Origin of the sequence: Micromonospora lupini, assembly GCF_026342015.1 — a bacterium.
GTDB lineage: Bacteria > Actinomycetota > Actinomycetes > Mycobacteriales > Micromonosporaceae > Micromonospora > Micromonospora lupini_B.
In genome coordinates, this window is the sequence record NZ_JAPENL010000002.1 from 1,702,518 (window position 1) to 1,728,414 (window position 25,897).

The 25,897-nt window shown below is 72.7% G+C and carries 25 protein-coding genes and 1 riboswitch; of the genes, 13 read left to right on the top strand and 12 right to left on the bottom strand.

Annotated elements, in window-relative coordinates; all coding sequences use genetic code 11:
- Window positions 1–8: 8 nt before the first annotated feature.
- Window positions 9–971 carry a terpene synthase family protein gene (locus OOJ91_RS22780; protein WP_266248026.1) on the bottom strand — a complete coding sequence of 321 codons (963 nt, stop codon included), beginning with the start codon at window positions 969–971 and terminating at the stop codon, window positions 9–11.
- A 158-nt stretch (window positions 972–1,129) separates the two neighbouring features.
- On the opposite strand from OOJ91_RS22780, the gene OOJ91_RS22785 reads away from it, so the two are divergent.
- On the top strand, window positions 1,130–1,759 hold the full coding sequence (locus tag OOJ91_RS22785; RefSeq protein WP_266248028.1) for a UbiX family flavin prenyltransferase: 630 nt from the start codon (window positions 1,130–1,132) through the stop codon (window positions 1,757–1,759).
- Window positions 1,760–1,859: 100 nt separating this feature from the next.
- On the opposite strand, the gene OOJ91_RS22790 is transcribed toward OOJ91_RS22785, so the two are convergent.
- Window positions 1,860–2,126, bottom strand: a complete 267-nt coding sequence (locus tag OOJ91_RS22790) for a BldC family transcriptional regulator (protein WP_007454516.1) — start codon at window positions 2,124–2,126, stop codon at window positions 1,860–1,862.
- A gap of 269 nt (window positions 2,127–2,395) precedes the next feature.
- Here OOJ91_RS22790 and OOJ91_RS22795 point away from each other — a divergent pair, with 269 nt between their 5' ends.
- Genes OOJ91_RS22795 through OOJ91_RS22805 form a run of 3 tightly spaced genes read left to right on the top strand, consistent with a single transcriptional unit; the run spans window position 2,396 to window position 4,865 of the window.
- Window positions 2,396–2,854, top strand: coding sequence for an Lrp/AsnC family transcriptional regulator (locus OOJ91_RS22795; RefSeq protein ID WP_266248033.1), 459 nt, complete (start codon window positions 2,396–2,398; stop codon window positions 2,852–2,854).
- Window positions 2,855–2,910: 56 nt separating this feature from the next.
- On the top strand, window positions 2,911–3,741 hold the full coding sequence (locus tag OOJ91_RS22800) for an SDR family NAD(P)-dependent oxidoreductase (RefSeq protein ID WP_266248034.1): 831 nt from the start codon (window positions 2,911–2,913) through the stop codon (window positions 3,739–3,741).
- A 32-nt stretch (window positions 3,742–3,773) separates the two neighbouring features.
- Window positions 3,774–4,865 carry a PLP-dependent cysteine synthase family protein gene (locus tag OOJ91_RS22805; protein ID WP_266248035.1) on the top strand — a complete coding sequence of 364 codons (1,092 nt, stop codon included), beginning with the start codon at window positions 3,774–3,776 and terminating at the stop codon, window positions 4,863–4,865.
- A 100-nt stretch (window positions 4,866–4,965) separates the two neighbouring features.
- Here the strand turns inward: OOJ91_RS22805 and OOJ91_RS22810 are convergent, their stop codons facing one another.
- From OOJ91_RS22810 to OOJ91_RS22825, 4 genes are all read right to left on the bottom strand, one after another.
- On the bottom strand, window positions 4,966–5,595 hold the full coding sequence (locus OOJ91_RS22810) for a putative glycolipid-binding domain-containing protein (protein WP_266248037.1): 630 nt from the start codon (window positions 5,593–5,595) through the stop codon (window positions 4,966–4,968).
- Window positions 5,596–5,701: 106 nt separating this feature from the next.
- Window positions 5,702–7,768: a DEAD/DEAH box helicase gene (locus OOJ91_RS22815; RefSeq protein WP_266248039.1), complete on the bottom strand. Its 2,067-nt coding sequence runs from the start codon at window positions 7,766–7,768 to the stop codon at window positions 5,702–5,704.
- Between the two features lie 259 nt (window positions 7,769–8,027).
- Window positions 8,028–10,094: a hypothetical protein gene (locus tag OOJ91_RS22820; RefSeq protein ID WP_266248040.1), complete on the bottom strand. Its 2,067-nt coding sequence runs from the start codon at window positions 10,092–10,094 to the stop codon at window positions 8,028–8,030.
- Between the two features lie 112 nt (window positions 10,095–10,206).
- Window positions 10,207–11,742, bottom strand: a complete 1,536-nt coding sequence (locus OOJ91_RS22825) for a C40 family peptidase (RefSeq protein ID WP_266249810.1) — start codon at window positions 11,740–11,742, stop codon at window positions 10,207–10,209.
- A 237-nt stretch (window positions 11,743–11,979) separates the two neighbouring features.
- On the opposite strand from OOJ91_RS22825, the gene mqnE reads away from it, so the two are divergent.
- The 4 genes from mqnE to OOJ91_RS22845 all read left to right on the top strand — a co-directional run bounded on the left by mqnE (window position 11,980) and on the right by OOJ91_RS22845 (window position 14,511).
- On the top strand, window positions 11,980–13,149 hold the full coding sequence (gene mqnE / locus OOJ91_RS22830) for an aminofutalosine synthase MqnE (protein WP_266248042.1): 1,170 nt from the start codon (window positions 11,980–11,982) through the stop codon (window positions 13,147–13,149).
- 23 nt (window positions 13,150–13,172) lie between these two features.
- Window positions 13,173–13,610, top strand: a complete 438-nt coding sequence (locus OOJ91_RS22835) for a hypothetical protein (RefSeq protein WP_266248044.1) — start codon at window positions 13,173–13,175, stop codon at window positions 13,608–13,610.
- 73 nt (window positions 13,611–13,683) lie between these two features.
- On the top strand, window positions 13,684–13,962 hold the full coding sequence (locus OOJ91_RS22840; protein WP_266248045.1) for a DUF4229 domain-containing protein: 279 nt from the start codon (window positions 13,684–13,686) through the stop codon (window positions 13,960–13,962).
- Between the two features lie 78 nt (window positions 13,963–14,040).
- Window positions 14,041–14,511, top strand: a complete 471-nt coding sequence (locus tag OOJ91_RS22845; protein ID WP_266248046.1) for a hypothetical protein — start codon at window positions 14,041–14,043, stop codon at window positions 14,509–14,511.
- Window positions 14,512–14,605: 94 nt separating this feature from the next.
- Here OOJ91_RS22845 and OOJ91_RS22850 read toward each other — a convergent pair whose 3' ends face one another.
- On the bottom strand, window positions 14,606–15,943 hold the full coding sequence (locus OOJ91_RS22850) for a C39 family peptidase (RefSeq protein WP_266248047.1): 1,338 nt from the start codon (window positions 15,941–15,943) through the stop codon (window positions 14,606–14,608).
- Between the two features lie 224 nt (window positions 15,944–16,167).
- Here OOJ91_RS22850 and OOJ91_RS22855 point away from each other — a divergent pair, with 224 nt between their 5' ends.
- The 4 genes from OOJ91_RS22855 (at window position 16,168) to OOJ91_RS22870 (ending at window position 21,367) form a co-directional block, all read left to right on the top strand.
- Window positions 16,168–18,045 carry a M14 family zinc carboxypeptidase gene (locus OOJ91_RS22855; protein WP_266248048.1) on the top strand — a complete coding sequence of 626 codons (1,878 nt, stop codon included), beginning with the start codon at window positions 16,168–16,170 and terminating at the stop codon, window positions 18,043–18,045.
- A gap of 178 nt (window positions 18,046–18,223) precedes the next feature.
- Window positions 18,224–18,289: riboswitch (cobalamin riboswitch) on the top strand.
- 111 nt (window positions 18,290–18,400) lie between these two features.
- Window positions 18,401–19,330 (top strand): ABC transporter substrate-binding protein, encoded by a 930-nt coding sequence (locus tag OOJ91_RS22860; protein WP_266248050.1) that lies wholly within the window; start codon window positions 18,401–18,403, stop codon window positions 19,328–19,330.
- Window positions 19,331–19,358: 28 nt separating this feature from the next.
- Entirely contained in the window at window positions 19,359–20,558 is a 1,200-nt protein-coding gene (locus OOJ91_RS22865; protein ID WP_439117096.1) for a FecCD family ABC transporter permease, read from the top strand.
- Window positions 20,555–21,367 (top strand): ABC transporter ATP-binding protein, encoded by an 813-nt coding sequence (locus OOJ91_RS22870; RefSeq protein ID WP_266248051.1) that lies wholly within the window; start codon window positions 20,555–20,557, stop codon window positions 21,365–21,367. Before OOJ91_RS22865 ends, OOJ91_RS22870 begins: the two co-directional genes overlap by 4 nt.
- Here OOJ91_RS22870 and OOJ91_RS22875 read toward each other — a convergent pair.
- From OOJ91_RS22875 to OOJ91_RS22895, 5 genes are all read right to left on the bottom strand, one after another.
- Window positions 21,351–22,112 (bottom strand): VOC family protein, encoded by a 762-nt coding sequence (locus OOJ91_RS22875; RefSeq protein ID WP_266248053.1) that lies wholly within the window; start codon window positions 22,110–22,112, stop codon window positions 21,351–21,353. The genes OOJ91_RS22870 and OOJ91_RS22875 overlap by 17 nt on opposite strands.
- Window positions 22,113–22,205: 93 nt before the next feature.
- The gene (locus OOJ91_RS22880) at window positions 22,206–22,943 is read right to left on the bottom strand and encodes an ABC transporter permease (protein WP_266248055.1); all 738 of its coding nucleotides are present in this window, start codon (window positions 22,941–22,943) and stop codon (window positions 22,206–22,208) included.
- Between the two features lie 11 nt (window positions 22,944–22,954).
- On the bottom strand, window positions 22,955–23,950 hold the full coding sequence (locus OOJ91_RS22885) for an ABC transporter ATP-binding protein (protein ID WP_266248057.1): 996 nt from the start codon (window positions 23,948–23,950) through the stop codon (window positions 22,955–22,957).
- Entirely contained in the window at window positions 23,947–24,273 is a 327-nt protein-coding gene (locus OOJ91_RS22890; protein WP_266248059.1) for a winged helix-turn-helix domain-containing protein, read from the bottom strand. Before OOJ91_RS22890 ends, OOJ91_RS22885 begins: the two co-directional genes overlap by 4 nt.
- The gene (locus tag OOJ91_RS22895) at window positions 24,270–24,908 is read right to left on the bottom strand and encodes a transporter (protein WP_266248061.1); all 639 of its coding nucleotides are present in this window, start codon (window positions 24,906–24,908) and stop codon (window positions 24,270–24,272) included. Before OOJ91_RS22895 ends, OOJ91_RS22890 begins: the two co-directional genes overlap by 4 nt.
- 233 nt (window positions 24,909–25,141) lie before the next feature.
- Here OOJ91_RS22895 and OOJ91_RS22900 point away from each other — a divergent pair, with 233 nt between their 5' ends.
- The gene (locus OOJ91_RS22900) at window positions 25,142–25,762 is read left to right on the top strand and encodes a hypothetical protein (RefSeq protein ID WP_266248063.1); all 621 of its coding nucleotides are present in this window, start codon (window positions 25,142–25,144) and stop codon (window positions 25,760–25,762) included.
- Window positions 25,763–25,897 lie beyond the last annotated feature (135 nt).

Sequence of the window (25,897 nt, forward strand, 5' to 3'; positions counted from 1 at the left end):
CGGCCGCCCTAGGCGTTGGTCGGGTAGCGGGCGCTCTCCAACGTCCAGTCGATGGTGCCGCGCACCGCGTACGCGACCCCGTCGAGATGGTCGGTGACCGCCTCGTCCAGCGCCGGCCCGAACGACGGCACGCTGGCGCGGAGCGCCTCGAACTGACGCATCGACTCCCGCCAGCGCCCGGCCACCCGGTCGACCGCCTCCTCCGCCGAGACGCCCCACTCGGCCTGCGTGGCCAGGACCAGGTTGTGCCCGCCCGCGGTGGCCCGGTCCCGGTCCAGTGAGGCCAGGTCGTTGTACCAGGAGAGCAGGTCGTTGCCGGTGCTCGCGACCTGCCGTAGCAGCGGATGGTGGTAGACGGGATCGGGCAGCGGTCGGCCGCTGACGAACTCCACAAGCGGGTACGACACCTCAGCCGCCGAGGTCTCGCGCCGCAACTCGACGTACTCGCCGACGGTGGGGCGGCGGGCGGTCTCCTTGTTGACCGCCTCCCGCCAGGTGCCGTCGAGGTGCCGGGCCACCGCGTCGGCGAAGCGCAGCCGCCACCGGGCGGGCATCCGGCGGCGCGGCTCCCGCCAGGCCAGCACCAACAGCCGCCGCAGCGGACCTGTCAAACCGCCGTGCCTGAGCCGTGGCCCGTCGTGCAGCAGTGCCAGCGTCCCGTCGCGCAGCGCCCGGATCTGCGCCGGGTCGAGCCGGTGCGGGCCGTCGCAGGCGTCGTCGACGAGGAAGAACCAGGTGAAGAGGGTTGTCAGCACCCGCAGGTCGGCTTCGCTGGCGTCCGGGTAGAGCCGCCCCGCGTACCGCGCGAAGCCTCCGCGGGCCAGCCGGCGCAGCGCGGCGTCATCAAGCGGCAGACCCAGTTCGGGAAGCAGACCGAGCAGCCACTGCTGGACCCGGTCCGCGTGCGGTGAGAGCCGGGCAGGAATCGGGCACTCGGCGCGCAGCGCCCAGAGGACCTCGCCGGTCGTCACCCTGCCTCCCGCGCGATCTGCTCCCGGTGCGAACCGCCAGCGGCAGCATGTCAGGTCGCCGGGACAGGCAGGTGCCCGCCCGGACATCTCGGACCGCCCCGTCGACGGATCGCGGGGGTGCCCACCGGCGCGCGACGCCGACCAGGCAGGCTGAAGGTATGCGGGAACCATGGGTGGTCGGGGTCTCCGGAGCCTCCGGCACGCCGTACGCGGCTGCCGTCGTCGGCGGGCTGCTCGACGCGGGCGAGCCGGTGGACCTCATCGTGTCCCGGGCGGCACGGCTCACCGTGCTCGACGAGACCGGCCGACCGTTCCGCGACGCGCACTGGGCCGAGGACCTCGCGGCCTGGCTCGACCGGGACCTGACCGACGCGGACGTACGGCACTGGCCGGCGGGCGACCTGGCGGCCGGGCCCAGCAGCGGCTCCTACCGGGTACGCGGAATGGCAGTGGTACCCGCGAGCACGGCGGCATGCGCGGGCATCGCGATCGGGCTCTCCAAGGATCTGCTGCAACGCGCCGCCGAGGTCAACCTCAAGGAGCGCCGACCGGTGGTGGTGGTGCCCCGGGAGACCCCGGTGACCCGCAGCCACCTGGAACATCTCATCGCGTTGCACGACGCCGGTGCGGTGGTGCTGCCGGCCAGCCCAGGCTTCTACGGCGCGGGCGCGGCAGCCAGCGCGCAGCAGCTCGTCGACTTCGTGGCCGGCAAGGTGCTTGACGCGCTCGGCGTGCCACACACCCTGTTCCGCCGGTGGTCCGGCCAGCTCGGCGCCGCCCGGAGCTGAGCCGTCGGCTCAGCCCGTGCTGCAGTGCCGTCCGGTGGATCGTCGCAGCGGGACGCGGACCGGACTGATGTCCGGTCCGCCTGACGTTGTCCGCACCAGTTCAGTACATGCCGGCGTTGGCCGGACCCGGCCCGGTGGAGGCTGCCGGACCCACGTTGCGTGGCTTTCCGACCTCATCCACCTCGTCCAGCATGCCCTCCCCCTCAAGCAGGGCCCGCACCTCGGATTCCCGAAACCGGCGATGCCCGCCTGGAGTCCGGATGCTTCCTATCCGGCCGGCCGCCGCCCATCTCGTCACAGTTTTCGGGTCCACCCGAAACAGCGCGGCGACCTCACCCGGTGTCAGCAGGCGATCTCCAGTGTCCACAGCCCCCTCCTCGCGTCGACGAAGCCCCTGGCTGAACACACTGCCCCCGGCTGGTGCGAGCCCAGAGCCGTCATGAGGGACGTATGGCAATTACAGCACCAGGGACCTGGCCTGTCCGCCAAACGCGAAAAATGCACTGACTGGGAAGTTAGTAAATGGTACTGGTGCAACCCCTACCTAGACCGTCAGTTTATGAACAGTTACTCACTGTTCTGTCCAACGGATGCCGAAGGCGTCGCGTTACGCCCAACCCGTTAAGGTCACTCTCCGTGGACGCCATCGACCTGAGCCTCGTCGACCTGCTGCGGAGCAACGCCCGCCTCTCGTACGCCGAGCTGGCCCGACAGGTGGGCCTCTCCGCCCCGGCCGTGCACGAGCGGGTCGGCAAGCTGGAGAGCAGCGGCGTGGTCCGGGGCTACCGGGCGGACGTGGAACCCGAGGCGATCGGGCTGGGTGTCACCGCGCTCATCGGCATCGTCGAGGACTCCGGCGCGGACTCCGACGACATGCTGGAGTCGCTGCGGGTGCTGCCCGAGATCGAGTCCTGCTACTTCATGGCCGGCGTCGAGTCGTTCCTGCTCAAGGCCCGGGTCGGCACGATCGCCGAGCTGGAGCAGCTCATCGTGCGGCTGAACCGCACCCCCGGGGTCGCCTCCACGCGTACCGCCATCGCCCTCTCCACCAAGTGGGAGAACCGCCCCCAGGCGGTCGGCCCGGCCCCCGCCTGACCCTGCTGCGCCGCGTACCCCTGGTGTGGTCCGGCGCGCGGCGGTAGCGTGCGCCGATGACCTCGCCGGGACGGGGCGCGGCAGTGGTGACCGGGGCCGCCGGCGGCCTGGGCCGCGCCGTCGCCGCCGCGCTGCACGCCGACGGCTGGTCGGTGCTGCTCACCGACCTCGACCCGGCCGCGGCAGCGGCGGCCGCCGAGCCGTTCGGCGGCTGGTCGGCCGCGCTGGACGTTCGCGACGAGGCCGCGTGCGCCGAGATCGCGGCGACCGCCGCGAGTCGAGGCGGCCTCGGCCTCTGGGTCAACAACGCCGGCATCCTGGTCACCGGCCCCTCCTGGGAGCACGACGGGCCGACCCGCCGCCGCGTGCTCGACGTCAACGCGCTCGGCGCCATGAACGGCACCCTGGCCGCCCTGGCGGTCATGCGCGGCCAGGGCCACGGCCACGTCCTGAACATCGTCTCGCTGGCCGGGCTCGTCGCCGCACCGGGCGAGACGGTGTACGCCGCCAGCAAGCACGCCCTGCTGGCGTTCAGCCTCGGCACCCTGTCCGACCTGCGGATGGCCGGGTACCGGCGGGTGCACGTCTCCTGCCTCTGCCCGGACGGCATCTGGACCCCGATGCTGCACGACCGGCTGGACGACCCCGGCGCGCTGGCCTCCTTCACCGGGTCGATGCTGACCCCGCAGCGGGTGGCCGCCCGCGCGGCCCGGCTGGCCCGCCGACCCCGCCCGGTGGTCAGCCTGCCCCGCTGGCGGGGCGCCCAGGTCCGGCTGCTGGACGCCCTGCCCCGACTCGCCGTCGGCCTCAGTCCTCTCGTCCAGGCCGTCGGCCGGGCCGGGCAACGCCGACAACGCCGTCGGGGCACCCCACCGGACCGGCGCTGACCACCGCTGACCTGCTTGCTAGGTTTCCGAGCGTGACTCATCTCGACAGGTGCGACGAGGCCAGCCGCAGCTGGGTGACCGAGGCGATCGCCGCCGTCGAGGCGGACGCGAACCGCTCGGCCGACACCCACCTGCTGCCGTTCCCACTGCCCCGGTCCTGGGGAATCGACCTCTACCTCAAGGACGAGTCGTCACACCCGACCGGATCGCTGAAGCACCGGCTGGCCCGTTCACTGTTCCTCTACGGCCTCTGCAACGGCTGGATCGGGCCGCGCACCACCATCGTCGAGGCGTCCTCGGGCTCCACGGCCGTCTCCGAGGCGTACTTCGCCCGGATGCTCGGGCTGCCGTTCATCGCAGTGATGCCCGCCTCCACCTCGCCCGAGAAGATCACGCAGATCGAGTTCCAGGGCGGCCGGTGCCACCTCGTGGACGACCCGGCGAGCGTCGTGGTCGAGGCCCGCTGGCTGGCCGAGGACTCCGGCGGCCACTTCATGGACCAGTTCACGTACGCCGAGCGGGCCACCGACTGGCGGGGCAACAACAACATCGCCGAGTCGATCTACGCGCAGTTGGAGTTGGAACGGCACCCGATCCCGGCGTGGGTCGTCGTGGGCGCCGGCACCGGGGGTACCAGCGCCACCATCGGCCGGTACGCCCGCTACCGCCGCCTGTCCACCAAGCTCTGCGTCGTCGACCCGGACAACTCCGCCTTCTATCCGGCCTGGCTGGCCGCCGACTGGTCGGTACGCACCGGCAAGGGCTCCCGCATCGAGGGCATCGGCCGGCCCACAGTCGAGGCGTCCTTCCTGCCATCGGTCGTGGACCGGATGGTCCAGGTGCCGGACGCCGCCTCGCTGGCCGCGATGCGCGCCGGCTCGGCGGTGCTCGGCCGCCGGGTGGGCGGCTCCACCGGCACCAACCTGTGGGGAGCGTTCGGCCTGATCGCGGGGATGCTCGCCGACGGCCGGACCGGCTCGGTGGTCAGCCTGATCTGCGACGCCGGCGACAGGTACGCCGACACGTACTACTCCGACGACTGGGTGACCGCCCAGGGCCTCGACCTGGCACCCCATGCCACCACCATCGAACGCTTCCTGACCAGCGGCGCCTGGCCCGCCTGAGCGGCTGGTTCCCCGCGCGTACGTCAGCGCGCACGGCTCTGGTCCGCGATGCGGGCCTCGCTTCGGCTGCCGGCCTGGCGGCGTGTCGGGTTCGGCTCGGTCAGCGTGGGTCGATGCGCTCCGCCAGGCCGGGATAGCGCACCACGTAGCCGTCGGCGTCCAGGTCGATGTCCGCCGTGAAGGTGCCGCTGGCGAACCGCACCCGGCCCGGCCCGAGCCCGCTGTAGATCTGCTCGGCCGGCACCACCTCCAGGCCGGGCAGCAGCACCCACGCGACGGTGATCCGGCGCGGCATGTCGGCCGGCCCGCTGGCCAGCCCGAGCCGGTGCACCGGGAGGGAATTGAACAGCGGTGAGCCGCTCAGGTCGACGTCGAGCGCCTCGGCCAGGCGATCCGGGTCGTCGGTGCCCGGCAGGCCGGAGCGTGGATGCCCGGCCCTGGTCAGCGCCGCGTCCAGGTCGCCCTGCTCGGCGGTGGTCACCCGCCACCGGGACGCGGCACGCTCCAGCGTCACCCGGCGCAGCCAGCCCGACCCCTCGGCCTCGACCTCGACGCGCGCGGTGCTCCAGTCGGGCGCGGTGGTCAGCCGGTAGCGGGCGGTGAACGGAATCGGGTCCACGGCGAGCAGCGTGCCCCGCGCCGCCAACCCGTCGTCGTCGGTGAACAGGGCCTGCTCGCTGCCGGCGGTGTCCGTCCGGGACCAGAAGATCGACTTCGCCGTGGTCGCCATGAGCCGGACGTTACGCGACCGGAGCGACATCGGCAGGGCATGCGCGAACGCCGCCGCGGAGCGTGCGCTCCGCGACGGCGTTCCGGTGGATCAGTGCGTCAGTGCATCAGTGGGTACGCGCCGGCGGCCGACCGCCGAAACCGCGCCGCTCGTCGCGCGGCCGGTCGTCGCGCGGCCGGTCGTCCCGACCTCGGCCCTCGGAGCGGTAGCCACCCCGGGTGTCCCGGTCAGCGAAACGCCGCTCACCTGCCGGCCGGTCACCCCGGTCAGCCTGCGGCCGGTCGCCGAAGCGGCGCTCACCTGTGGGTCGGTCGCCGTACTGGCGGTCACTCTGCGGCCGGTCGCCGAAGCGGCGCTCACCTGTCGGCCGGTCGCCCTGCGGGCGGTCGCCGTAGCGGCGCTCGCCTGTCGGCCGGTCGCCCTGCGGGCGGTCGCCGTAGCGGCGCTCACCCTGCGGGCGGTCGCCGTACTGCCGGTCGCTGGTGGGTCGATCGCTGTAGCGGCGCTCGCCGGTCGGACGGTCGCCGTACTGGCGGTCACCCTGCGGCCGGTCGCCGAATCGACGCTCGCCGGTCGGCCGATCACCCCGGCCATCCCGGTCGCCGAACTGCGGGCGGTCGCCGTAGCGCCGGTCGCCTGTGGGCCGGTCGCCGTAACCCCGGCTGTCCCGGTCGGCGTAGCGGCGCTCGCCGGTGGGCCGGTCGCCGTACTGGCGCTCGCCCTGCGGGCGGTCGCCGAAGCGGCGCTCACCCTGCGGGCGGTCGCCGAAGCGGCGCTCACCGGTCGGCCGGTCGCTGTAGCGGCGCTCACCGGTCGGCCGGTCGCCGAAGCGACGCGGGCCGCCGGAACGGTCGTCGAAGCGACGCGAGCCGCCGGAGCGGTCGCCGTAGCCGCGCGGCTCCGCCTCCACGCGCACCGGGACGCCACTGGGCTCCCGGGCGCCGATCAGCTCGCCCAGCACCGGGTCACCGACCCGAACCCGGGTCTCGGCCGGCGCCACGCCGGCCTTCTCCAGCATCGCGAGGGTGGTACGGCGCTGCTTGGGCAGCACCAGCGTCGCGACCGCGCCGGACTCGCCGGCCCGGGCGGTGCGGCCGGCGCGGTGCAGGTAGTCCTTCGGGTCCTTCGGCGGGTCGACGTGCAGCACCAGGGTGACACCGTCGACGTGGATGCCCCGGGCCGCCACGTCGGTGGCGACCAGGACGTTCATCCGACCCTCACGGAACTCGGCCAGGGTCTTGGTCCGCATCCGCTGGGTCTTGCCGCCGTGCAGCCCACCGGCCCGGACGCCGACCGCCGCGAGCTGCTCGACGAGCCGGTCAACGCCCAGCTGGGTACGCGCGAAGACCATGGTCCGTCCGTCCCGGGCCGCGATCGACGCGGCCACCGGGAACTTCTCGTGCGGCGGGATCAAGAGCATGTGGTGATCCATGGTGGACACCGACGCCGTGGACGGCGCGGTGGAGTGCGTCACCGGGTCGTTCATGAACCGCTTGACAAGCGCGTCGACGTCACCATCGAGGGTGGCCGAGAAGAGCAGCCGCTGACCGTTGGCCGGCGTCTTCGCCAGCAGGTCGGTCACCTCGGGCAGGAAGCCCATGTCGGCCATCTGGTCGGCCTCGTCGAGCACCGTCACCTCGACGTCGTCGAGCTGGCAGATGCCCCGCTCGATCAGGTCGCCGAGCCGGCCCGGGGTCGCCACGATGATCTCCACGCCGCGCCGGAGCGCGTCGATCTGGCGGTCGTACGGAACGCCGCCGACGGCGGTCTTCAGGAAGACGTTGAGCGCCTTGCCCAGCGGCAGCAGCGCGTCGTTGACCTGCATGGCCAACTCACGGGTCGGCACCAGGACGAGGGCGCGCGGCCGCATGGGCCGGGCCGGGCGACCGGCGGCGACCCGGGCGAGCAGAGGCAGGCCGAAGGCGAGCGTCTTGCCCGACCCGGTCTGCCCACGGCCCAGCACGTCCCGGCCGGCGAGCGCGTCCGGAACGGTGGCCCGCTGGATCTCGAACGGGGTGGTGATGCCCTGGCGGGCCAGGGCACGCACCAGCGGCTCGGGCAGGCCCAGGCCGGCGAAGTCGATCGGCTCGGCGGCCTCGGCCGGCGTGTTCTCGGTCGAGACCGGCTCGGCCGCGACGACGTCGGACGTCTCCGGGGCTGCGTCGATCGCCACCGGGGTGGAATCGGAAACGGACGAAACGGTGCTGGAGTCAGCAGAGGTGGTCAACAAATGCCTTTCGAGCGGGGCGCATCTTCGCGATGGCCTGCCGCGGCTGTGCCGCCGGATCGCCCGCAAGATCGCCCAAGGGCGCGCACCACGCGCGCCGGGTCAGTGATCTCAACCAGTGTACGGCGGTTCGGCGAACCCGCCAGCCGGTTGACCGACGGTAGTGGGCGGACTCACGGACCCGCCACGGCGTCCGACCGTCGGATCAGCCGTTGAGCACGCTGCCCACCAGGCCGTCCATCGCATCGTTCGCGAGTAGGACGACAAGCACGCTGATCGCCACCAGCAGCCCCAGCGCGGCGATCAGGACGATTACCACCCGGGTGTTTCGCGATCGCTCGGTCGGCGTGTCGGACCAGCCCTGGGCGAGAATGTGCCCGGTCAGCGAGCCGGAATTCTCCACCGCCGCGTTGGCCGGCAGGGCGATCGTGGCGAACCCCGGTCCCTCGCCGCTGCCGTAGACGGTGCCCGCGAGATCGGTGCCGCCGTCGCGCCTTCCGGCGCGGGCGCCGGCTGGCGCGTCCCGCAGGGCGGGGCCGCCCGGCGGCGTGGTCGTCCGGTAGCCCGTACCACCGGTCGCCGGGGTGCCGGCGGTGGACGGCGTACTGACGGTCGTTGGCGTGCTGGCGGTGGACGGCGTGCGGGAGGTGGACGGCGTACCACCGGTCGTCGGCGTGCTGGCGGTGGACGGCGTGCCAGCGGTGGACGGTGGCCAGCTCGGGAGCGCGGGCGCGGGCACCACCGGTGGAGCCGAGACCGGCGCCTCGGCCCGGGCGCTGCTCGGTGCCGACGACGCGCCAGCCGACGTCCATGCGCCGCTCGGGGCCGTTGGCGCGCCAGCCGACGTCCATGCGCCGCCGGGGGCCGACGGTGCGGCATCCGACGTCGGGGCGCTGCCCGGACTCGGCCAGGCGGCCGGCGGCGCGGAGGCCGAGGCGGTGGCCCGCACGCCCGGGCTGGATGACGTGCCAGTGACACGCCTGTCGGAGTCGGCGCGCTCGACCGGCGACGAGGCTGTCCATCCGGCCGAGCCGGCCGGCGGCGCGGAGGCCGAGGCGGTGGCCCGTACGCCAGGCGTGCCTGTCGTCGCCGGGGGCGGCGGGAACGGTGGTGCCGGCATCGGACCGGGCGGTGGCATCGGAGGCCCGGGGACGGGCGGTGTCGGCGGGCCCGGCAGGGGCGGCAGCGGCGAGGGCGGCGGCACGGGTGGCCCCGGCACGGGTGGCACCGGGTCGGGCCGCGGAGTCGGGAAGGGGCCCGGCGTCGGCGACGGACCGGGCGGGTACGGCCCCGGACTCGGCGCGGGCTCCGGGTCGCCCGGTCCGGGAGGCGTCGGTTCCGGGGTCGGCGGCTCGGGAGGCTGCACCGGCTCCGGCGGCTCGGGACTCGCCGGCCCCGACCGGTAGACGGCAGACGTGCTCGCCCGGGAGTCCGACGTACCCACGCTGCCGGCCGCTACCCGGCTGCTGCCCGGCACCGTGGCGCTGGCCCGCGCCGGAGCGGTCGAGGTGGCCCTCTGGCCGGGCACCGGGACACCGGCCGGGCTGGCGGAGCCGGTGGCCCGGTAGGTGGTCGCGCTGGCCGGGGCGCCGGCCGGAAGATCACCGGGCAGCGCTCCGAGGGTCGCGACGCTCGCACGAGCCCGCACCGGTACGGCGGCAACCGCGCCGGCGGCGGCGTCATCCGACGCGGGTTGCTCGATGTCCGCCTCACGGGCGTCCGTGGAGGCGGCCCTGTCGCCAGGATCGCCACCGACGTCGTCCGCGTCGGCGACGTCATCCGCGGTGGAGACATCGTCCGCGGTGGAGACATCGTCCGCGGCGGCGGCCACTGAGGCGGCGGCAGGGTCCAGGTCGGCGTCGTCCTCCACGTCGGCGGCCCTTGCGTCGGGCTCGGCGGCCCTTGCGTCGGGCTCGGCGGCCCTTGCGTCGGGCTCGGCGGCCCTTGCGTCGGCGGCCCTTGCGTCGGCGGCCGTTGCCTCGGGCTCGTCGGCCTTCGCGTCGGCGGCCTCTAGGTAGGGCGTAGCGGCCCGTGCGTCGGCGGGCGCTGCCTCGGGCGTGACGGCTTCTGCGTCGGCAGCCTTCGCGTCGGGCGCGGCAGCCTTGGCGTCGGCAGCCTTCGCGTCGGGCGTGGCAGCCTTGGCGTCGGCGGCCTTCGCGGCGGCTGTCGCCGCTGCCCGCCCGTCGAGCGTGGCGGCGGCTTCGCCGTCGAACGGGTCGGCCTCCGTCAGCGCGGAGTCGACACTCTCCGCCGTATCTCTCTGCTCGGCCATCTCCGCCCTCCGCGCCATGCTCGCACCCGGCCCGTGACATCGGACCGGATGTGCCTGGTTGTCACCGTGCCACAGATCGCCCCGGGCGGACAGCCGGAGCCCGTGTGGCGGCTCAGCGGGCGGTGCTCGTGCTGGTCGTCGGGCTGTCGCTGGAGACCCCGCTCCGGCTGGCGGAGGCGGACGCGGACGCCGAGGCCGAGGCCGAGGCGCTGGCCGGTGCCGTGGTGGGCGGCGTCGGCATAGTCGGCGGCGTGTTGGTCGGGCTGCCGGTCGGGGTCGGGGTGCTGCCGCCGGTCGGCTTCGGGGTCGGGGTGCCGGTGGGCTTGGGGGTGGCCGATCCGGTCGGCTTGGGCGTCGGCTTGGTGGTCGGCGTCGGCTTGGTGGTCGGCGTCGGCTTGGTGGTGGGGGGCGGCACGGGCGGGAGGGGCACGGTCGGAGTCGGCACGGCCCCGATCACCCGGGTCGCGGCGTAGAGCCGGGACCAGCCGACCACCGAGATCTTGACCACGTCGCCGGTCGTGGGCGCCTGCACCATCTTGCCGTTGCCGATGTACATGGCGACGTGGTGGATCGTGGTCCAGCTGCTGCCGGAGGCGAAGAAGAGCAGGTCGCCGGGGAGCAGTGCGGTCTGCGGCACCGTGCGGGACCGGGTGGCGGCGTACTGGTCGCGGGAGACCCGGGGCAGGTCGAAGTAGTCGGCGCCCGGGGACCGGTACGCGGCCCACATCAGACCGGAGCAGTCGAAGCGGTCCGGCCCCTCCTCGGACCACTTGTACGGGTCACCGAGCTGGGCCAGCGCGTACCGGACGGCGGCCAGTGCCCGCGGGTGCGCGGACATTCCGTTGCTGCTCTGGCCGGTGACGTAACCCGCCCCCAGCTGCTGCTCGCTGGCCTCCTGCTGTCGCTCGATCTCGATCAGCTGCGCGGCGTTGTCCTTGCGCAGTTTGAGCAGGCTGGCCTCGGCGGTGCGCAGCGCCTTCTCGCCGGTGGTGAACTCGGCCTCGGCGGCGTCCACGGCAGCCTTGGCCGTGGCGTGCGCCTGGTAGGCGGCCTGCTCGCTGGCCCGAGCCCGGGACAGCTCACCGGCCACGGCGGTGGTGGCGCCCTCGACCTTCTCGCCACGGTTGATCCGCTGGAGCCGGCTCAGGCCCTGGATGTCGTCGACGAAGTCGCCGGGGGGCAGGGCGGCGGCTGCCTTGACCGCGTCCGAGGCGGCCGCGTCGGCTGCCTGCTGGGCACGGAGCAGAGCGTCCTGCGTGGTCGCCAGCACCTTGCCGGCGGAGGCGAGCTGGGCCTGCGCGTCGGTGCGTTTCTGCCGCGTCAGCAGCAGCTGGTCGCCGAGCAGGCCGACCTGGCTTTCACCGGCGGCGATCTGGGCGGCCAGCGGGCCGGTGCCGATGTTGGCCACCGGCGGGGCGGGGACGCCGACGACGGGCGGGCTGCCGGGCACCTGCGGCGCGCCGATCGCCGGCGGGCGGGCGCCGGTGTCCGGCACCGTCGTGGGCACTGCGGGCTCGGCGTACGCGGGGGTGGCCAGCACGGCGGCGGCGATCGCGCCGAGCAGGGCGGCCCAGAGCTTCGGCCGCAGCACCGGCGAGATCACCGGGCTCCGTCGTCGCTGCCGTCGCCCGCGCCCGCTGTCGACCATTCCACTCCCCGTCCGGTGCTCGGCGCCGCGCTCGGTGGGCACGGCCGTCGGGACGGTACCAGTGTGTGAGTTCCGCCCCACCTTGTCTTACCGCACGACGGCAGTGATGTCGATGCATCGGCGGGTTACGGGAGGCTGAGAGTCCGGTGAACTGGATCGCTGCCGCCGACCGTGCCGCCGAGGCCGCCCGAGTGCCGACGTACCCTCGGGAGGGACCGCAGGTGGAAGGGACGTGCCATGGACGCCGGACTCAAGCGTGAGCTCGAAGCGAAGGTGTACGCCGGTGAACGGCTGAGCCGGGAGGACGGCATCGCCCTCTACGACAGCGACGACCTGACCTGGTTGGGGCGGCTGGCGCACCACAAGCGCACCGCGCTCAACGGCGAACGGGTGATGTTCAACGTCAACCGGCACCTCAACCTCACAAACGTGTGCTCGGCGTCGTGTGCGTACTGCTCGTTCCAGCGCAAGCCTGGCGAGAAGGACGCGTACACGATGCGCATCGACGAGGCGGTCCGCAAGGCCAAGGAGATGGAGGACGAGCAGCTCACCGAGCTGCACATCGTCAACGGCCTGCACCCGACGCTGCCGTGGCGCTACTACCCCAAGGTGCTGCGCGAGCTGAAGGCCGCGCTGCCGAACGTCAAGCTCAAGTGCTTCACGGCGACCGAGGTCCAGTGGTTCGAGAAGATCAGCGGCCTGAGCGCCGACGAGATCCTCGACGAGCTGATGGACGCGGGCCTGGAGTCGCTGACCGGCGGTGGCGCGGAGATCTTCGACTGGGAGGTCCGGCAGCACATCGTCGACCACGCCTGCCACTGGGAGGACTGGTCGCGGATCCACGCCCTGGCGCACAGCAAGGGCATGAAGACCCCGGCGACCATGCTGTACGGCCACATCGAGGAGCCCCGGCACCGCGTCGACCACGTGCTGCGGCTGCGGGAGTTGCAGGACGAGACCGGCGGCTTCGCGGTCTTCATCCCGCTGCGCTACCAGCACGACTTCGTGGACTCGGCGGACGGCAAGATCCGTAACCGGATCCAGGCGCGCACCACGATGGCCTCGCCGGCCGAGTCGCTGAAGACGTTCGCCGTGTCCCGGCTGCTCTTCGACAACGTGCCGCACCTGAAGAACTTCTGGGTGATGCACGGTCTCTCGGTGGCCCAGCTCTCGCTGAACTTCGGTGTGGACGACCTGGACGGCTCGGTGGTCGAATACAAGATCACTCACGACGCCGACTCGTACGGCACCCCGAACACCATGCACCGTGACGACCTGCTGCACCTGATCTGGGATGCCGGTTTCCAGCCGGTCGAGCGGGACACCCGCTACAACGTGGTCCGGGAGTACGACAAGGCGCCGTCGCTGGCCGAGCGCCGCGCCGAGCCGCAGCAGGTCTGGGCCTGAGGCACCACGTACCCTCGCAGTCGATGACCGAGCAGCGCGGATCCGAGCAGCAGGGCGGGTTTCCCCGGCGGGACGCCGAGGGACGCGTGCGTACCCTGGGCGATCTGCTCGGGGTGTGCCTGGCCGGCCTGGTGATCGGCGTGCTGGCGCTCGTGCTGTTCGAGTGGGCGTTCGCCTCGTTCGGCGCCGGCGACTTCGGTCACACAAACGGTTGGCTCGCGGTGATCCTGCCGGCCTGGCTGTTCTGGGACGACTTCCGGGCCTGGGACTTCGGCGCGGCCCGGGTGGCGGCGGCGCTCGCCGCGGTGGCCGTCGCGGTGCTCGTGGGGCTGCTTGTCGCCGGACTGGCCGCCGGGTTCGCGCCGCTGCTGTCCGGCGCGTTGGGGGCGGTGGCGTTCACAGTGGCGTATGCGGTGGTCTGGTTTCCCGGCGTCCGTTGGCTGGCCCGCCGGACCGGCTGACCTCGACCGCCCGCCGGGCGGGTCGACCCTCCGCCGGCACACTGGCGGTCGAGCAGAGAACGGAGTGGTACAGGTGAGCGCGGCGGTCAAGTACACGCTGGGCCGGATCGGGCTGTTCGTCGCCGTGCTGGCGGGCCTCTGGCTGGTCGACATGAACGTGTTTCTGAAGCTGATGCTGGCGCTGGTCTTCTCCGCCGCGCTCTCCTTCTTCCTGTTGCGCGGCTGGCGCGACGAGATGGCCGAGGAGATGGCCGGCGCGGCCGAGCGTCGCCGCACCGAGAAGGAACGCCTCCGCGCGGCCCTGGCCGGCGAGGACGACAAGCCGGACGAGGCTCAGCGGCGGGAGCCGTAGGGTCCGCGGTCGCGCACTGCACCGGGCTCGTCGTAACGGGGCGGCGGAATCGGCCGCGTGCCGTTAGGGTCTGCCGCCGTGGAAATCTTCAGCAAGATCAACGACTGGCGGGCGAAGGTGTTCGTCTGGATCGGCCTGCCCGTCATCGCCGGCATCGGGTTGATGCTGGGCATTGGTGATCTCGGGCCGGCCTGGCAGGCCAAGGGCGGCGGCGGTACGACCGGCACCTTCACGGCCGTCTCCGAGGAGTGCTCGCGGCGAAGCTGCACCTGGCACGGGAACTTCGTGGCCGACGACGGTGCGAAGCGGGCGGACGTGATCCTGTACGACGCCCCGGACGCCCTGTCGACGGGAGAGACGGCTTCGGCACGGGACACGGGCGCTCGCAAGGGAGTCTTCTCCGCGACCGGGGGTTCGACCTGGCTGCTCGTCACCGGGCTCACCCTCGCCGGCGTGGTGGCCGGGGTCGCCTGGGTGATCTTCTTGGTCTGGACGATCCGCCGCCGCCGAGAGCAGAACAAGACGTTCGCCGAGGCGGTGGACCGGTAGAACGGCCGTGATCAAGAGGTTTGCGTCACCGGGAGCCATTCCCATGACGCAAACCTCTTGATCAACCAGGGTTGGGGGGGCAGCGGGGCGGGGCCTACCAGTTGGTGGAGTTGGGGACCTTGGGCCAGGGCTTGGACGTCGGCTTGATCAGGTATGCGACGCCGCCCGAGCCGCCGGAGACTCCGCCGGTGGCGTTGGTGCGCTTGGTCCGCAGCCAGATCTGCTCGAACTGCGCGCGCTTGTAGACGTTGCGTACGACGTCGTTGCTCGACGACGCGGGGTCGTTGACGATGACGTCGCCGTCGGCGGTGAAGCCGACCACCACGAACAGGTGCCCGGAGGTGCCGTAGTTCGCCCCGTCCAGCTCACTGGCGAGGAAGGACTGGCTGGTCACCACGGGGATGCCGGCGGCGATGAAGCGCTCCAGCTCGTCAAGCGAGTGCAGCCGGGTCACCCGCCCCTCCAGCCCGGGGAAACTGGCCGCGTACGCGGTGTTGAACGGCCAGTTGCCGGCGCCGTCGTACGTGTAGTCGTAGGTCATCCGGGCGGCGTGGTTGACCGTCGGGTCGGGGTAGGTCGGGTCCACCCAGGACGTGTCGGCCGCCGACGGCTTGCGCCCCCAGTACTCGACGACCATCTCGGTGGAGGTGGGCGAGCACCACGCCTCGCCGCCGCCGTCGTACTCGGGGTAGTGCCCGGCGTGCACGTTCTGCGAGTAACGGGGCACCGGCAGTTCGACACCCCAGGCGATGTGCCCGGCGCTCGGCGCGACGGTGAACCGGTCCGGCACTGTGGAGCTCATCGCGCCGAGCATCCGCACGACCGGCGCGGCGGTCTGCCCCGGCGCCCGGTAGAGGGTCAACCGCAGCTGGTACGACCGCAGCAGCACTCCAGCGTCGGCGTCGTCGATGCTGAAGGTGTCGGTCCAGATCGTCGACCAGGGGTCGCCCTGCTTGTCGACGCTGGTCCGCTTGATGTCGGTGTCGCCGGAGGCCCAGCGACCCATGACGTACCACGGGGTCTGGTCGCCGCTCGTGTAGCTGCCCTGCATCTCCACCTGGATCCAGGTGCCGGCGGGGGTCTCGGCGTTCCAGGAGGCGATCAACTCGGTCGCGTCGAAGCCGATCCGGGTCACCGGCGAGGTCCAGGTGCCGTACTCCCAGGTGCGGGTGGCGCCTGTGTGCGGGTCGGCGTACTCGATGGTGCCGGCCGGGCGGGCCAGGGTGACGCCCGCTCGCGGGCCGGGCACGACGCGGGTGCCGTCCCGGCTGCCCCGGTGCCAGTCGGCGGGACCGGACCAGTCCTGGAAGGTGATCTGCTCGTCGTGGGCGGGGGAGGGCGGCCGGGCCGCCGTCGCGGGGGCTGCGGTGGCGAGCAGGGTGAGCGCGCTGACGCCGGCGAGGGCGGCCGCGTGCAGGCGGGGACTGGCCATGGGTGCTCCGCGGTGTCGAGAGGGGGGATCGTCGCTGGTCAGTTTTCCGCTTGGAGGGAAGTTTCGCCATATGTTGAGCGGCAGAAAATCTTTGCCGCAGCGATGGTCAACCTGGGATGCACAGGGCGGTGCACGGGGCAGCGATCAATATTGATATGACCATGTGACTGATGGTGAAGTGTGCTTCACCGAGCGGGACATCCCGCCCTCCGAGGAGGTAGTCCATGACCCTGGGCAGACCCCACCCTCTCCGTCGCGTCCTGGTGCTCGCCGTCGTCACCGGGCTGGGAATCGTCACCGTCGCCGCCGGACCGGTAGCCGCCCAGCCGGCGCCGGACCGGACCGCCGAGCCGGCCGCCGCCGGCTACCGGGTGCTCGGGCCCCGGACCCTCGCCGACCGCAACGCGGTGGCCCGCACCGGGGCCGCCATCGACTACTCCGAACACGGAGTGCTGCACATCTCGGCCACCGCCGCCGAGGCCGCCGCCATCGGCAAGCTCGGCTTCCGGCTGGAACCGCTCGCGCCGCCGCCGAGCGCCGAGCGCGGCGCCGGCGAGGTGGGCACCCTTGCGTTCCCGCCCGCCGACTCCAACTACCACGACTACGCGGAACTGACGGCCGTCGTGAACCAGGTCGTCGCCGACCATCCGGCGATCGCCCGCAAGATCAGCATCGGTTCGTCGTACGAGGGCCGCGACCTGATGGCCGTGAAGATCTCCGACAACGTCGGCACCGACGAGAGTGAACCGGAGATCCTGTTCAACGCCCAGCAGCACGCCCGCGAGCACCTGACCGTCGAGATGGCGATCTACCTGCTGAACCTCTTCACCGACAGCTACGGCAGCGACTCCCGGATCACCAACCTCGTCAACGGCCGGGAGATCTGGATCGTGCCGACGGTCAACCCGGACGGCAGCGAGTACGACATCGCCACCGGGTCGTACCGGTCCTGGCGCAAGAACCGCCAGCCCAACAGCGGCTCGTCGAACGTCGGCACCGACCTCAACCGCAACTGGGGCTACAACTGGGGCTGCTGCGGCGGCTCCTCCGGCACCACCTCGTCGGAGACCTACCGCGGCCCGTCCGCGTTCTCCGCGCCCGAGACGCAGGCGCTGCGCAACTTCGTCAACAGCCGCGTCGTCGGCGGCGCCCAGCAGATCAAGGCGAACATCGACTTCCACACCTACTCCGAGCTGGTGCTCTGGCCGTACGGCTACACCACAGCGAACACCGCCACCGGGATGAGCGCCGACCAGTACAACACGTTCGCCACCATCGGCCAGCAGATGGCGGCCACGAACAACTACACCCCGGAGCAGTCCAGCGACCTCTACATCACCGACGGGGACAGCCTCGACTGGTTGTGGGCCACCCACAACATCTGGGCGTACACCTTCGAGATGTACCCCGGCTCGTCCGGCGGCGGCGGCTTCTACCCGCCCGACGAGGTGATCACCGCGCAGACCACCCGCAACCGGGAGGCGGTGCTGCTGCTCAGCGAGTACGCCGACTGCCCGTACCGGGCCATCGGCAAGCAGTCGCAGTACTGCGGCGGTGGCGGCGGCACCACGGTCTGGTCGGACACCTTCGAGACCGCCACCGGCTGGACCACCAACCCGGCCGGCACCGACACCGCCACCCTCGGGGCGTGGGAACGGGGCGCCGCCCAGGCCACCACGTCCTCCGGCGCCAAGCAGCTCACCCCGTACGCCGGATCCAACGACCTGGTCACCGGCCGGCTCGCCGGTTCGGCGGCGGGTGACTACGACGTCGACGGCGGCGTGACGAGCGTCCGGTCCCCGGCGGTGACCCTGCCGTCGTCCGGCACGCTCACCCTCTCGCTGGCCTGGTACCTGGCGCACGGCTCGAACGCCTCGTCGGCCGACTACCTGCGGGTGAGCGTGGTGCACAACGGCGGCACCACAGCCCTGCTCACCCAGGCCGGGGCGGCCGCCAACCGCAACGGGAGCTGGGCGGTGGCGAGCCTCAACCTGACCCCGTACGCCGGCCAGTCGGTCCGCATCCTCGTCGAGGCGGCGGACGCGTCCGGCGCCAGCCTGGTGGAGGCGGCTGTGGACAACGTCACCATCACTGCCTCCTGATCGGGTGGGGCCCCGCTCCGCCCCCGGCGGGGCCCCGCCACCCGCTCCCGAGGCTCGGGATTCGGGACATATGCCGCCTCCGCAGCCGCCGCGTCTATCGACGGGTTCCGATCAGCACTTGATCGATCCGGCACGTCCCGGCGGTGCGCTACCGTCTTAGCGACCACTCCGCAGCGAAGCCGGTGCGAAACCCGGCGCTGTCCCGCAACTGTGATGCCCCGCCGCACGGCGGGGACGAGCCAGGTCGCCTGCGGATGGGTCGCGACACGCGCTCTCGAGGAAGGGCGCCTCGTGGGCGGGCGTACGGAAGTCCTGTCGGCGAAGCACCACACTCCTCGACCGACAGGAGGCCCCCATGTCCAGACGTACCCCTCGGCTCCTCGCCGCGACCCTCGCGGTCGCCGCGCTCGCCCTCGGCGCCTGCGCCGAGAAGGCCGACGACAAGCCGAGCGCGGGCACCGCCGCCGCCGCGTACCCGGTGACGGTCGGCGCGCTCACCCTCGACAAGCGGCCCGAGAAGATCGTGTCGCTCTCGCCGAGCGCCACCGAGATGCTCTTCGCTATCGGCGCGGGCCCGCAGGTGAGCGCGGTCGACGACCAGTCCAACTACCCGGCCGACGCGCCCAAGAGCGACCTGTCCGGCTTCCAGCCCAACGCCGAGGCGATCGCCGGCAAGAACCCCGACCTGGTGGTGCTCTCCAACGACACCAACAAGATCGTCGACCAGCTCGGCAAGCTGAAGATCCCGGTGTACCTGACCCCGGCGGCCACCACGCTCGACGACTCGTACGCGCAGATCACCGACCTGGGCAAGCTGACCGGGCACGGCGACCAGGCCGCCGACGTCGCCAGCCGGATGAAGGACGACATCGCCAAGCTGGTCAAGGATCTGCCGCAGCGCAGCGAGAAGCTCACCTACTACCACGAGCTGGGCCCGGAGCTGTACAGCGCGACGAGCAAGACCTTCATCGGCTCGCTCTACGGCATGGTCGGCCTGACAAACATCGCCGACCCGGCCGACGCCGACAGCAAGAACGGCGGCTACCCGCAGCTGTCCCAGGAGTTCATCGTCAAGGCCGACCCGGACTTCGTCTTCCTGGCCGACTCCAAGTGCTGCCAGCAGAACGCCGACTCGGTCAAGGCCCGCAGCGGCTGGTCCGGCCTCACCGCGGTGAAGAGCAGCCAGGTGGTCACGCTCGACGACGACATCGCCTCCCGCTGGGGCCCCCGTGTCGTGGACCTGCTTCGGGTGATCATCGACGCGGTCGCCAAGGTGCCCGCGTGACCGCGACCCGTCGGTGACCGGGACGCCGATGCCCGCCCCGCCACCCGCCACCCCGCCAGCCGGGACGCCATCCTCGTCCCGGCCCGGCGGGCTGCCGTCCGGCGCTGGGCCGTCGTCTGGTGGCGGGCCCGGCGGGCTGCCGTCCGGCGTCCGGGGCGCGGGGTTGCCCCCTGCCGTGTCGCGTCCCGCCGGACTGCGCAAGCGCTGGTTGGTCGCCGGCGTCCTCGCGGTGCTTTTCGCGCTCCTCGCCGGGGTCTCACTCGGGCCGGTCAGCCTGCCGCCGGGAAGCGTCGCCGCCGAGCTGCTCAACCTGATCCCCGGGGTACACCTCGACAGCGGGCTGACCGAACGCGAGATCGCCATCGTCACCGAACTGCGGCTGCCCCGGGTCGTGCTGGGCCTCCTCGTCGGCGGTCTGCTCGCCCTGGCCGGCGGCTGCTACCAGGGCGTGTTCCGCAATCCACTCGCCGACCCGTACCTGCTCGGGGTGGCCGCCGGCGCGGGCCTCGCGGTCACCGCGGTGATCGCCCTCGGCGGGGCCGGTCGGCAGGGCGCGATCTCCGGGCTGCCGTTGACCATCCCGCTGGCCGCGTTCGCCGGCTCGTTGCTCGCCGTGACGATGACCTACCTGCTCGGCGCGGCCGGCGGGCGGAGCAGGTCCCCGGCGATGCTGATCCTGGCCGGGGTCGCGGTCTCCGCGTTCCTCTCCGCAGGTCAGACGTACCTGCTCCAGCGGCACTCCGACAGCATCCAGCCGGTCTACTCCTGGCTGCTCGGCCGGCTGGCCACCGCGGGCTGGCACGATGTGCTGCTGGTGCTGCCGTACGCCGCCCTGACCACGGTCGTGGTGCTGCTGCACCGCCGCGAGCTGGACGTCCTCGCGGTCGGCGACGACGAGGCGAAGAGCCTCGGCCTGCACCCGCAACGCTCCCGCTACCTGTTGATCGCCGCCGCGTCGCTGGGCACCGCCGCCGCGGTCTCCGCGACGGGGCTCATCGGCTTCGTCGGCATCATCGTGCCGCACACCGTCCGGCTGCTCGCCGGGTCGAGCTACCGGGTGATCCTGCCGCTGTCACTGCTGTTCGGGGCCGCGTTCCTGGCCCTGACCGACGTGGTGGCCCGTACCGCCGCCGCCCCGGCCGAGGTGCCCATCGGCGTGGTCACCGCCCTGCTCGGCGGCCCGTTCTTCGTCCTCGTGCTGCGGACCGCCCGACGGGTGCTCACGTGAGCCCATCACCCGCCGGCCCGCCGGCGGTCGAGGTTCGCGGCCTGCACGTCAGTCTGGACGGCACGCCGATCCTCACCGGCGTCGACCTCACAGTCGTGGCCGGCGAATGGGTCACCGTGATCGGCCCGAACGGCGCCGGCAAATCCACCCTGTTGCGCGCCGTCGGCGGCCTGCTGCCCGCGCCGCAGGCCATCACCCTGTTCGGTACGCCGAGCACCGCGCTGCGCCGCCGCGACCGCGCCCGGGTGGTGGCGACTGTGACGCAGTCCCCGGTGGTGCCGCCCGGAATGCCGGTGCTGGACTACGTGCTGCTCGGCCGTACCCCCTACATCCCGCCGCTGGGCCGGGAGTCGACAGCTGACATCGCCGCCGTGCACGAGGTGCTGGACCGCCTGGACCTGACCGGCTTCCACAGTCGCGAGCTGGCGACCCTCTCCGGCGGGGAACGGCAGCGGGTCTTCCTCGCCCGCGCGCTCGCCCAGGGCGCGACGCTGCTGCTGCTCGACGAGCCGACAAGCGCGCTGGACATCGGCCACCAGCAGGAGGTCCTGGAGGTTGTCGACCAGTTGCGCCACGCGCACGGCCTGACGGTGCTCGCCACCATGCACGACCTCTCCCTGGCCGGCGAGTACGCGGACCGGATGGTGATGCTCGCCGACGGCCGGGTGGTGGCGACCGGAACGCCGCACGAGGTGCTCACCGAACACCTCCTCGCCACCCACTACCGGGCCAGCGTCCGGGTGGTCCCCGGCACCAACGGCCCCCTGGTGGTCCCCGTCCGCCCCGCCCGGCCTAACCCAGGTCGATGACCGAGAAGAGTGCTCCCTGGGGGTCACGGAGGGCGGCGAACCGGCCGGTCGGGATGTCGCGGGGCGGCACCAGGATGGTTCCGCCCAGCTCGGCGGCGCGGGCGGCGGCGGCGTCCGCGTCGGTGACCGCGAAGTACACAGTCCAGTACGCCGGGAGATCGGCGGGGAAGTCGTCGGCGAGCGGCGGCATCATCCCGGCGACGATCTGCGCGCCGAGCCGCCACCCGGTGTACGTCATGCCGCCGACCGCCTGTTCGTCCGGCTGCCATCCGAACACCAGCTCGTAGAAGACCTTCGCCCCGTCCGGGTCGGGGGTGACCAGTTCGTTCCAGCTCATCGCGCCGGGCACGTTGAACACCTCGGCGCCGGGCATCGCCAGTGGCTGCCAGACGCTGAACGTGGCGCCCGCCGGGTCGGCGAACACCGCCATCCGCCCCCGGTCGAAGACCTCGAACGGCGGCACCACTACCTGCCCGCCGGCCCGTTCGACCCGACCGGCGACGAGTTCCGCGTCGTCGGTGGCGACGTACGTCGACCAGATCGGCACCTGGTCGGGGATCGCCGGCGGGCCGACACCGGCCACCGGCCGGCCGTCGAGCAGGAAGACCGTGTAACCGCCCGCCTCGGGCTCCGGCGTCACCCGTCCGGTCCAGCCGAACAGCTCGGGGTAGAAGCGCCGCGCGGCGGTCAGGTCCGGGGTGGCCAGGTCGGCCCAGCACGGCGTACCCGGCGGGACGGTGCTCACGTCAGACCCCTCTCGGCCGGCGGCCACGGGCGGCCCCCCTGCCGGAATCCTGGCACCGTCCCGCTGTGGCACGGGGCGGAAACGGACGAATCGTCAGCTGAACCGGCGACCCTCGTCCCGTCGGTACGCCCAGGCCGCGAGCGAGGCGAGCAGCACGACCCAGACGCCGAGCATGATCAGCGCCAGCGGGTCGACCCGGTAGTCGCCGACCGCCCACCACATCAGTTCGGCCGCGCCCCGGGTGGGCAGGAACGGTGCGATCGTCTCGATGAACCCGGGCGCGTCTCCAGGGGCGGAGAGCAGCCCACCACCGAACGCGAGCGGAAGGAAGACGATCTGCGCCACCACGATCGCCGCCTTGCTGGGCAGCGAGTAGCCGATGGCGAGCCCCATCAGCGTGAACGGCACCGAGATGACGGCCACCGTGGCGGCGGTCAGCAGGAACGCCAGCGGGGTGACCCGGGCCGGGGTCAGCGTCGCGCCGATCACCACGACGGGGATCAGCGAGAGGTACGTCAGCGCGAGGCCGGCCAGCACCCGGCCCGCGAAGCGAGGCGCGGGACCGGCCGGCAGAGTCCGGGTGTACGGGCTCCACGGCTGGTCGCGGTCCTCGGCGATTCCGGCGCCGTACTGGAAGATGTTGGCGCTCATCACCGAGAAGGTGATCATCGACGCGGTGGCCAAGGTGGCGCCGACCTCGTCGTCGCCGATGAACGGCACCACGAAGAAGATCATCGCGGCGGCGGGGAAGAACGCGCTGCCGACGACTGCCACCGGGATCCGGATGATCTCCAGTAGCTGGTAGCGGGCGTGGACCAGGGCGAGCTGCACGGTGCGCCTCCTCAGACGGTGGTGGGTCGGCCGCCGGCAGCGGCGGTGGGCTGGTCGTCGATGGCGGTCGGGTCTCCGGCGCCGGTCTGGTTCGGGGCGCTGGTCGGGGGCACGCCGCCGGCCTGCTCACCGACGCCCGGCTGGTCGCCGCTGGTGATGGCGAGGAACGCCTCCTCCAGCGAGGTGGGCCGCACCTCCAGGTCGGTGAACGCCGCCCGAGAGCCGACAAGCGCACGGACCAGCTCGTCGGCGTCCGTGGTGAGCAGGTGCAGGCGCCCGTCGACGCGGTCGGCGCGTACGACGCCGGGCAGGTCGGGCAGCTTGTCGGCGACCAGGCTGACCCGGCGTACGCCGACGATGCCGCGCACGGCCTCGACGGTGTCGTCGGCGAGTACCCGGCCCTGCGCGATCACCACCACGCGGCGGGCGAGCGCCTCCACCTCCTCCAGGTAGTGGCTGCTCAGCAGGACGGTTCCGCCGTCTTCGTGGAACGCGCGGATCGCCTCCCACAGGGTGTGCCGGGCGGCGACGTCCAGGCCGGTGGTCGGCTCGTCGAGCAGCACGAGCCGGGGCCGGCCGGCGAAGGCCAGCGCCACGGCCAGCCGGCGACGCTGGCCCCCGGAGAGCCCGCCGGTCTGTCGTCGGGCGAGGTCACCCAGGCCGAAACGGTCGAGCAACTCGCCCCGGGGCACCGGGTCGGCGTAGTGGGCGGAGACGAAGTCGACGACCTCTCCGACGCGGAGCGTCCCGGGGAGGCTGGTCTCCTGGGGGGTGACGCCGATCTGCCGTCGGGACGCCGGGTCGCGGGGGTCGCCACCGAACAGTTCGAGCCGGCCCGAGCTGGGCCGACGCAGGCCGACCAGCAGGTTTATCAGGGTGCTCTTGCCGGCGCCGTTGGGGCCGAGCAGGCCGACCAGTTCGCCGGCCCGGACCTCCAGGTCGACGCGGTCGAGGGCGAGGACGTCGCCGTACCGGCGGCTGGCCTGGTCGGCGCGGGCGAGGATCATGACTGCTCCTTTGACGGGGTGGAGTCGAGCTGGGTGGGATCGAGCAGGGCGCGGATGGCTTCGGTGTACTCCTCGAACGCCAGCCGGCCCCGCCGGCTGAGGCGGATCAGGGTGGTCGGGGTGCGTCCCCGGTGGGTCTTGCTGATCTCCACGTATCCGGCGTCCTCCAGCTTTCGCAGGTGCACGGAGAGGTTGCCGGCGGTCATCGCGAGCAGGTCCTGCAGTCGCGGGAAGGTGATCCGGTCCCCGTCCCCGAGCGCGGAGAGCGCGGCGACCACCCGCAGTCGCGCCTGGGCGTGGATGACCGGGTCGAGGTCGGTCATGACCGGCGTCGCTGTCGCAGGTGGGCGATCGTCCCGGCGACCAGGATCCCGCCGCTGCCGGCCACCGCGACGACAAGCGAGTGCCAGCCCGGCCCGGCGATCGCGCCGACCACGTTGAGCACGCTGATCCAGACGCCCAGCCGGAACAGGTCCCGGTCGAGCCAGATCGCGCCGCCGGCCATCTGCAGCGCGCCGGTCAACCCGACGGCGGTGGCCGACCAGAGCAGCGCCGCCAGATCGTGCGGCAGATGTTCCGAAACTCGGCTGAGCCCCACGTACACGCTCACCGAGCCCACCGCCCAGGCGCACCCGTACCAGCGGCCGCGCCGGGCCGAGTCCCCGGTCACCTGGCCGTACGCTCGCGCGCCGGCGATTGCCTGCACCACCGAAGCGGCCGCCAGTAGGACGAAGAGGACGGTCAGCGGCAGCCAGTCGGGCAGCCGGACCAGCACCCGACCGTCCGGGGAGAAGCGCAGGAAGAACAGCCCGAAGCCGACCAGCCAGGCCACGCCCCACGGCCAGTAGATCAGCCGGGCGTCCGGTTCCAGCCGGGAGACCGTGGCCGCCCGCTGGTCACGGATCAGTTGGAGCGCCGTCGCGGCATCGGCGGGGGGTCGATCATCGTCCTGTTCCACGCAAACAACTTTACGACGCAAAGTAGAAGTTGTGTGCCCCGTTCCGGTGGCGGGTAATCGACAGCGGCCCGAAGTGCCTACGGTGGGGTCGGCAATGGCTGAGTCGTCGGCGGTGGGGCTGATCCGTCGCACAGGACACAGGGGAGGGCCGGTGTCGGGTCCGAACGATGCGCTGGAGGCACGGACGGCGTTCGCCGCGTCGTCGACCGACCGCGCGGCCGGACACTGATTCGATGGCCACCATCGGTTACCAGGTGCCGTTGACCAACCTCGTCGAGCCGGACGAACAGGTGCTCGCCGTCGCGAAGGCGGAGATCGCCCAGGGCGTCCAGCCGGCCGACCCGCCCGTCACCGACCCGCCCGCCGCCCAGCGTCCAGCCCGGTCCGGTGCCGCTGGTGTCGCCTCCGGGGTGCTGCTCAACCTGCTCGTGCCGCTGCTCTCCTTCCCGGCGGGCGACCGGATCGTCGACCGCGTGATCTTCGGGGTCGCCGGCCGGGGCGCCCCCGGCTCGGCCGCCTCCACACTGCGCTACGCCCGGCGACCGGCGCCTCCGGTGACCTCGATCGAGGACACCATTCTCGCGGTCACCGACCGGCGGCTGCTCGTGTGCGCATCCGGGCCGGTGACACTCTGGTCGAGCCGGGCCGACGACGAGCGGGCCGCCGCCGAAACCCGGATCGTCTGGTCCGTGCCCCGACCCACGGTGGCCGACGCCCGCGTGGGTTGGCACCGGCTCAACCCGAAGCGCCTCCGGATCGAGTTCACCGACGGCTCGTGGCTGGCGTTCACGGTGCCGCTCGCCGAGCCCGGCAAGCCACTGCGCGAGGTCGCCGCCGCACTCACCAGCCGCTGACCCGCTCGACGCCCCGAGCACCGGCAAGCTGGCCGCGACCAGCGCGGCCTTCGACCAGCGCGGCCTTCGACCAGCGCGGCCTGCGGCAGTCCAGCCTCCGGCAGTCCAGCCTGTGGCAGCGCAGCCGACGGCAGG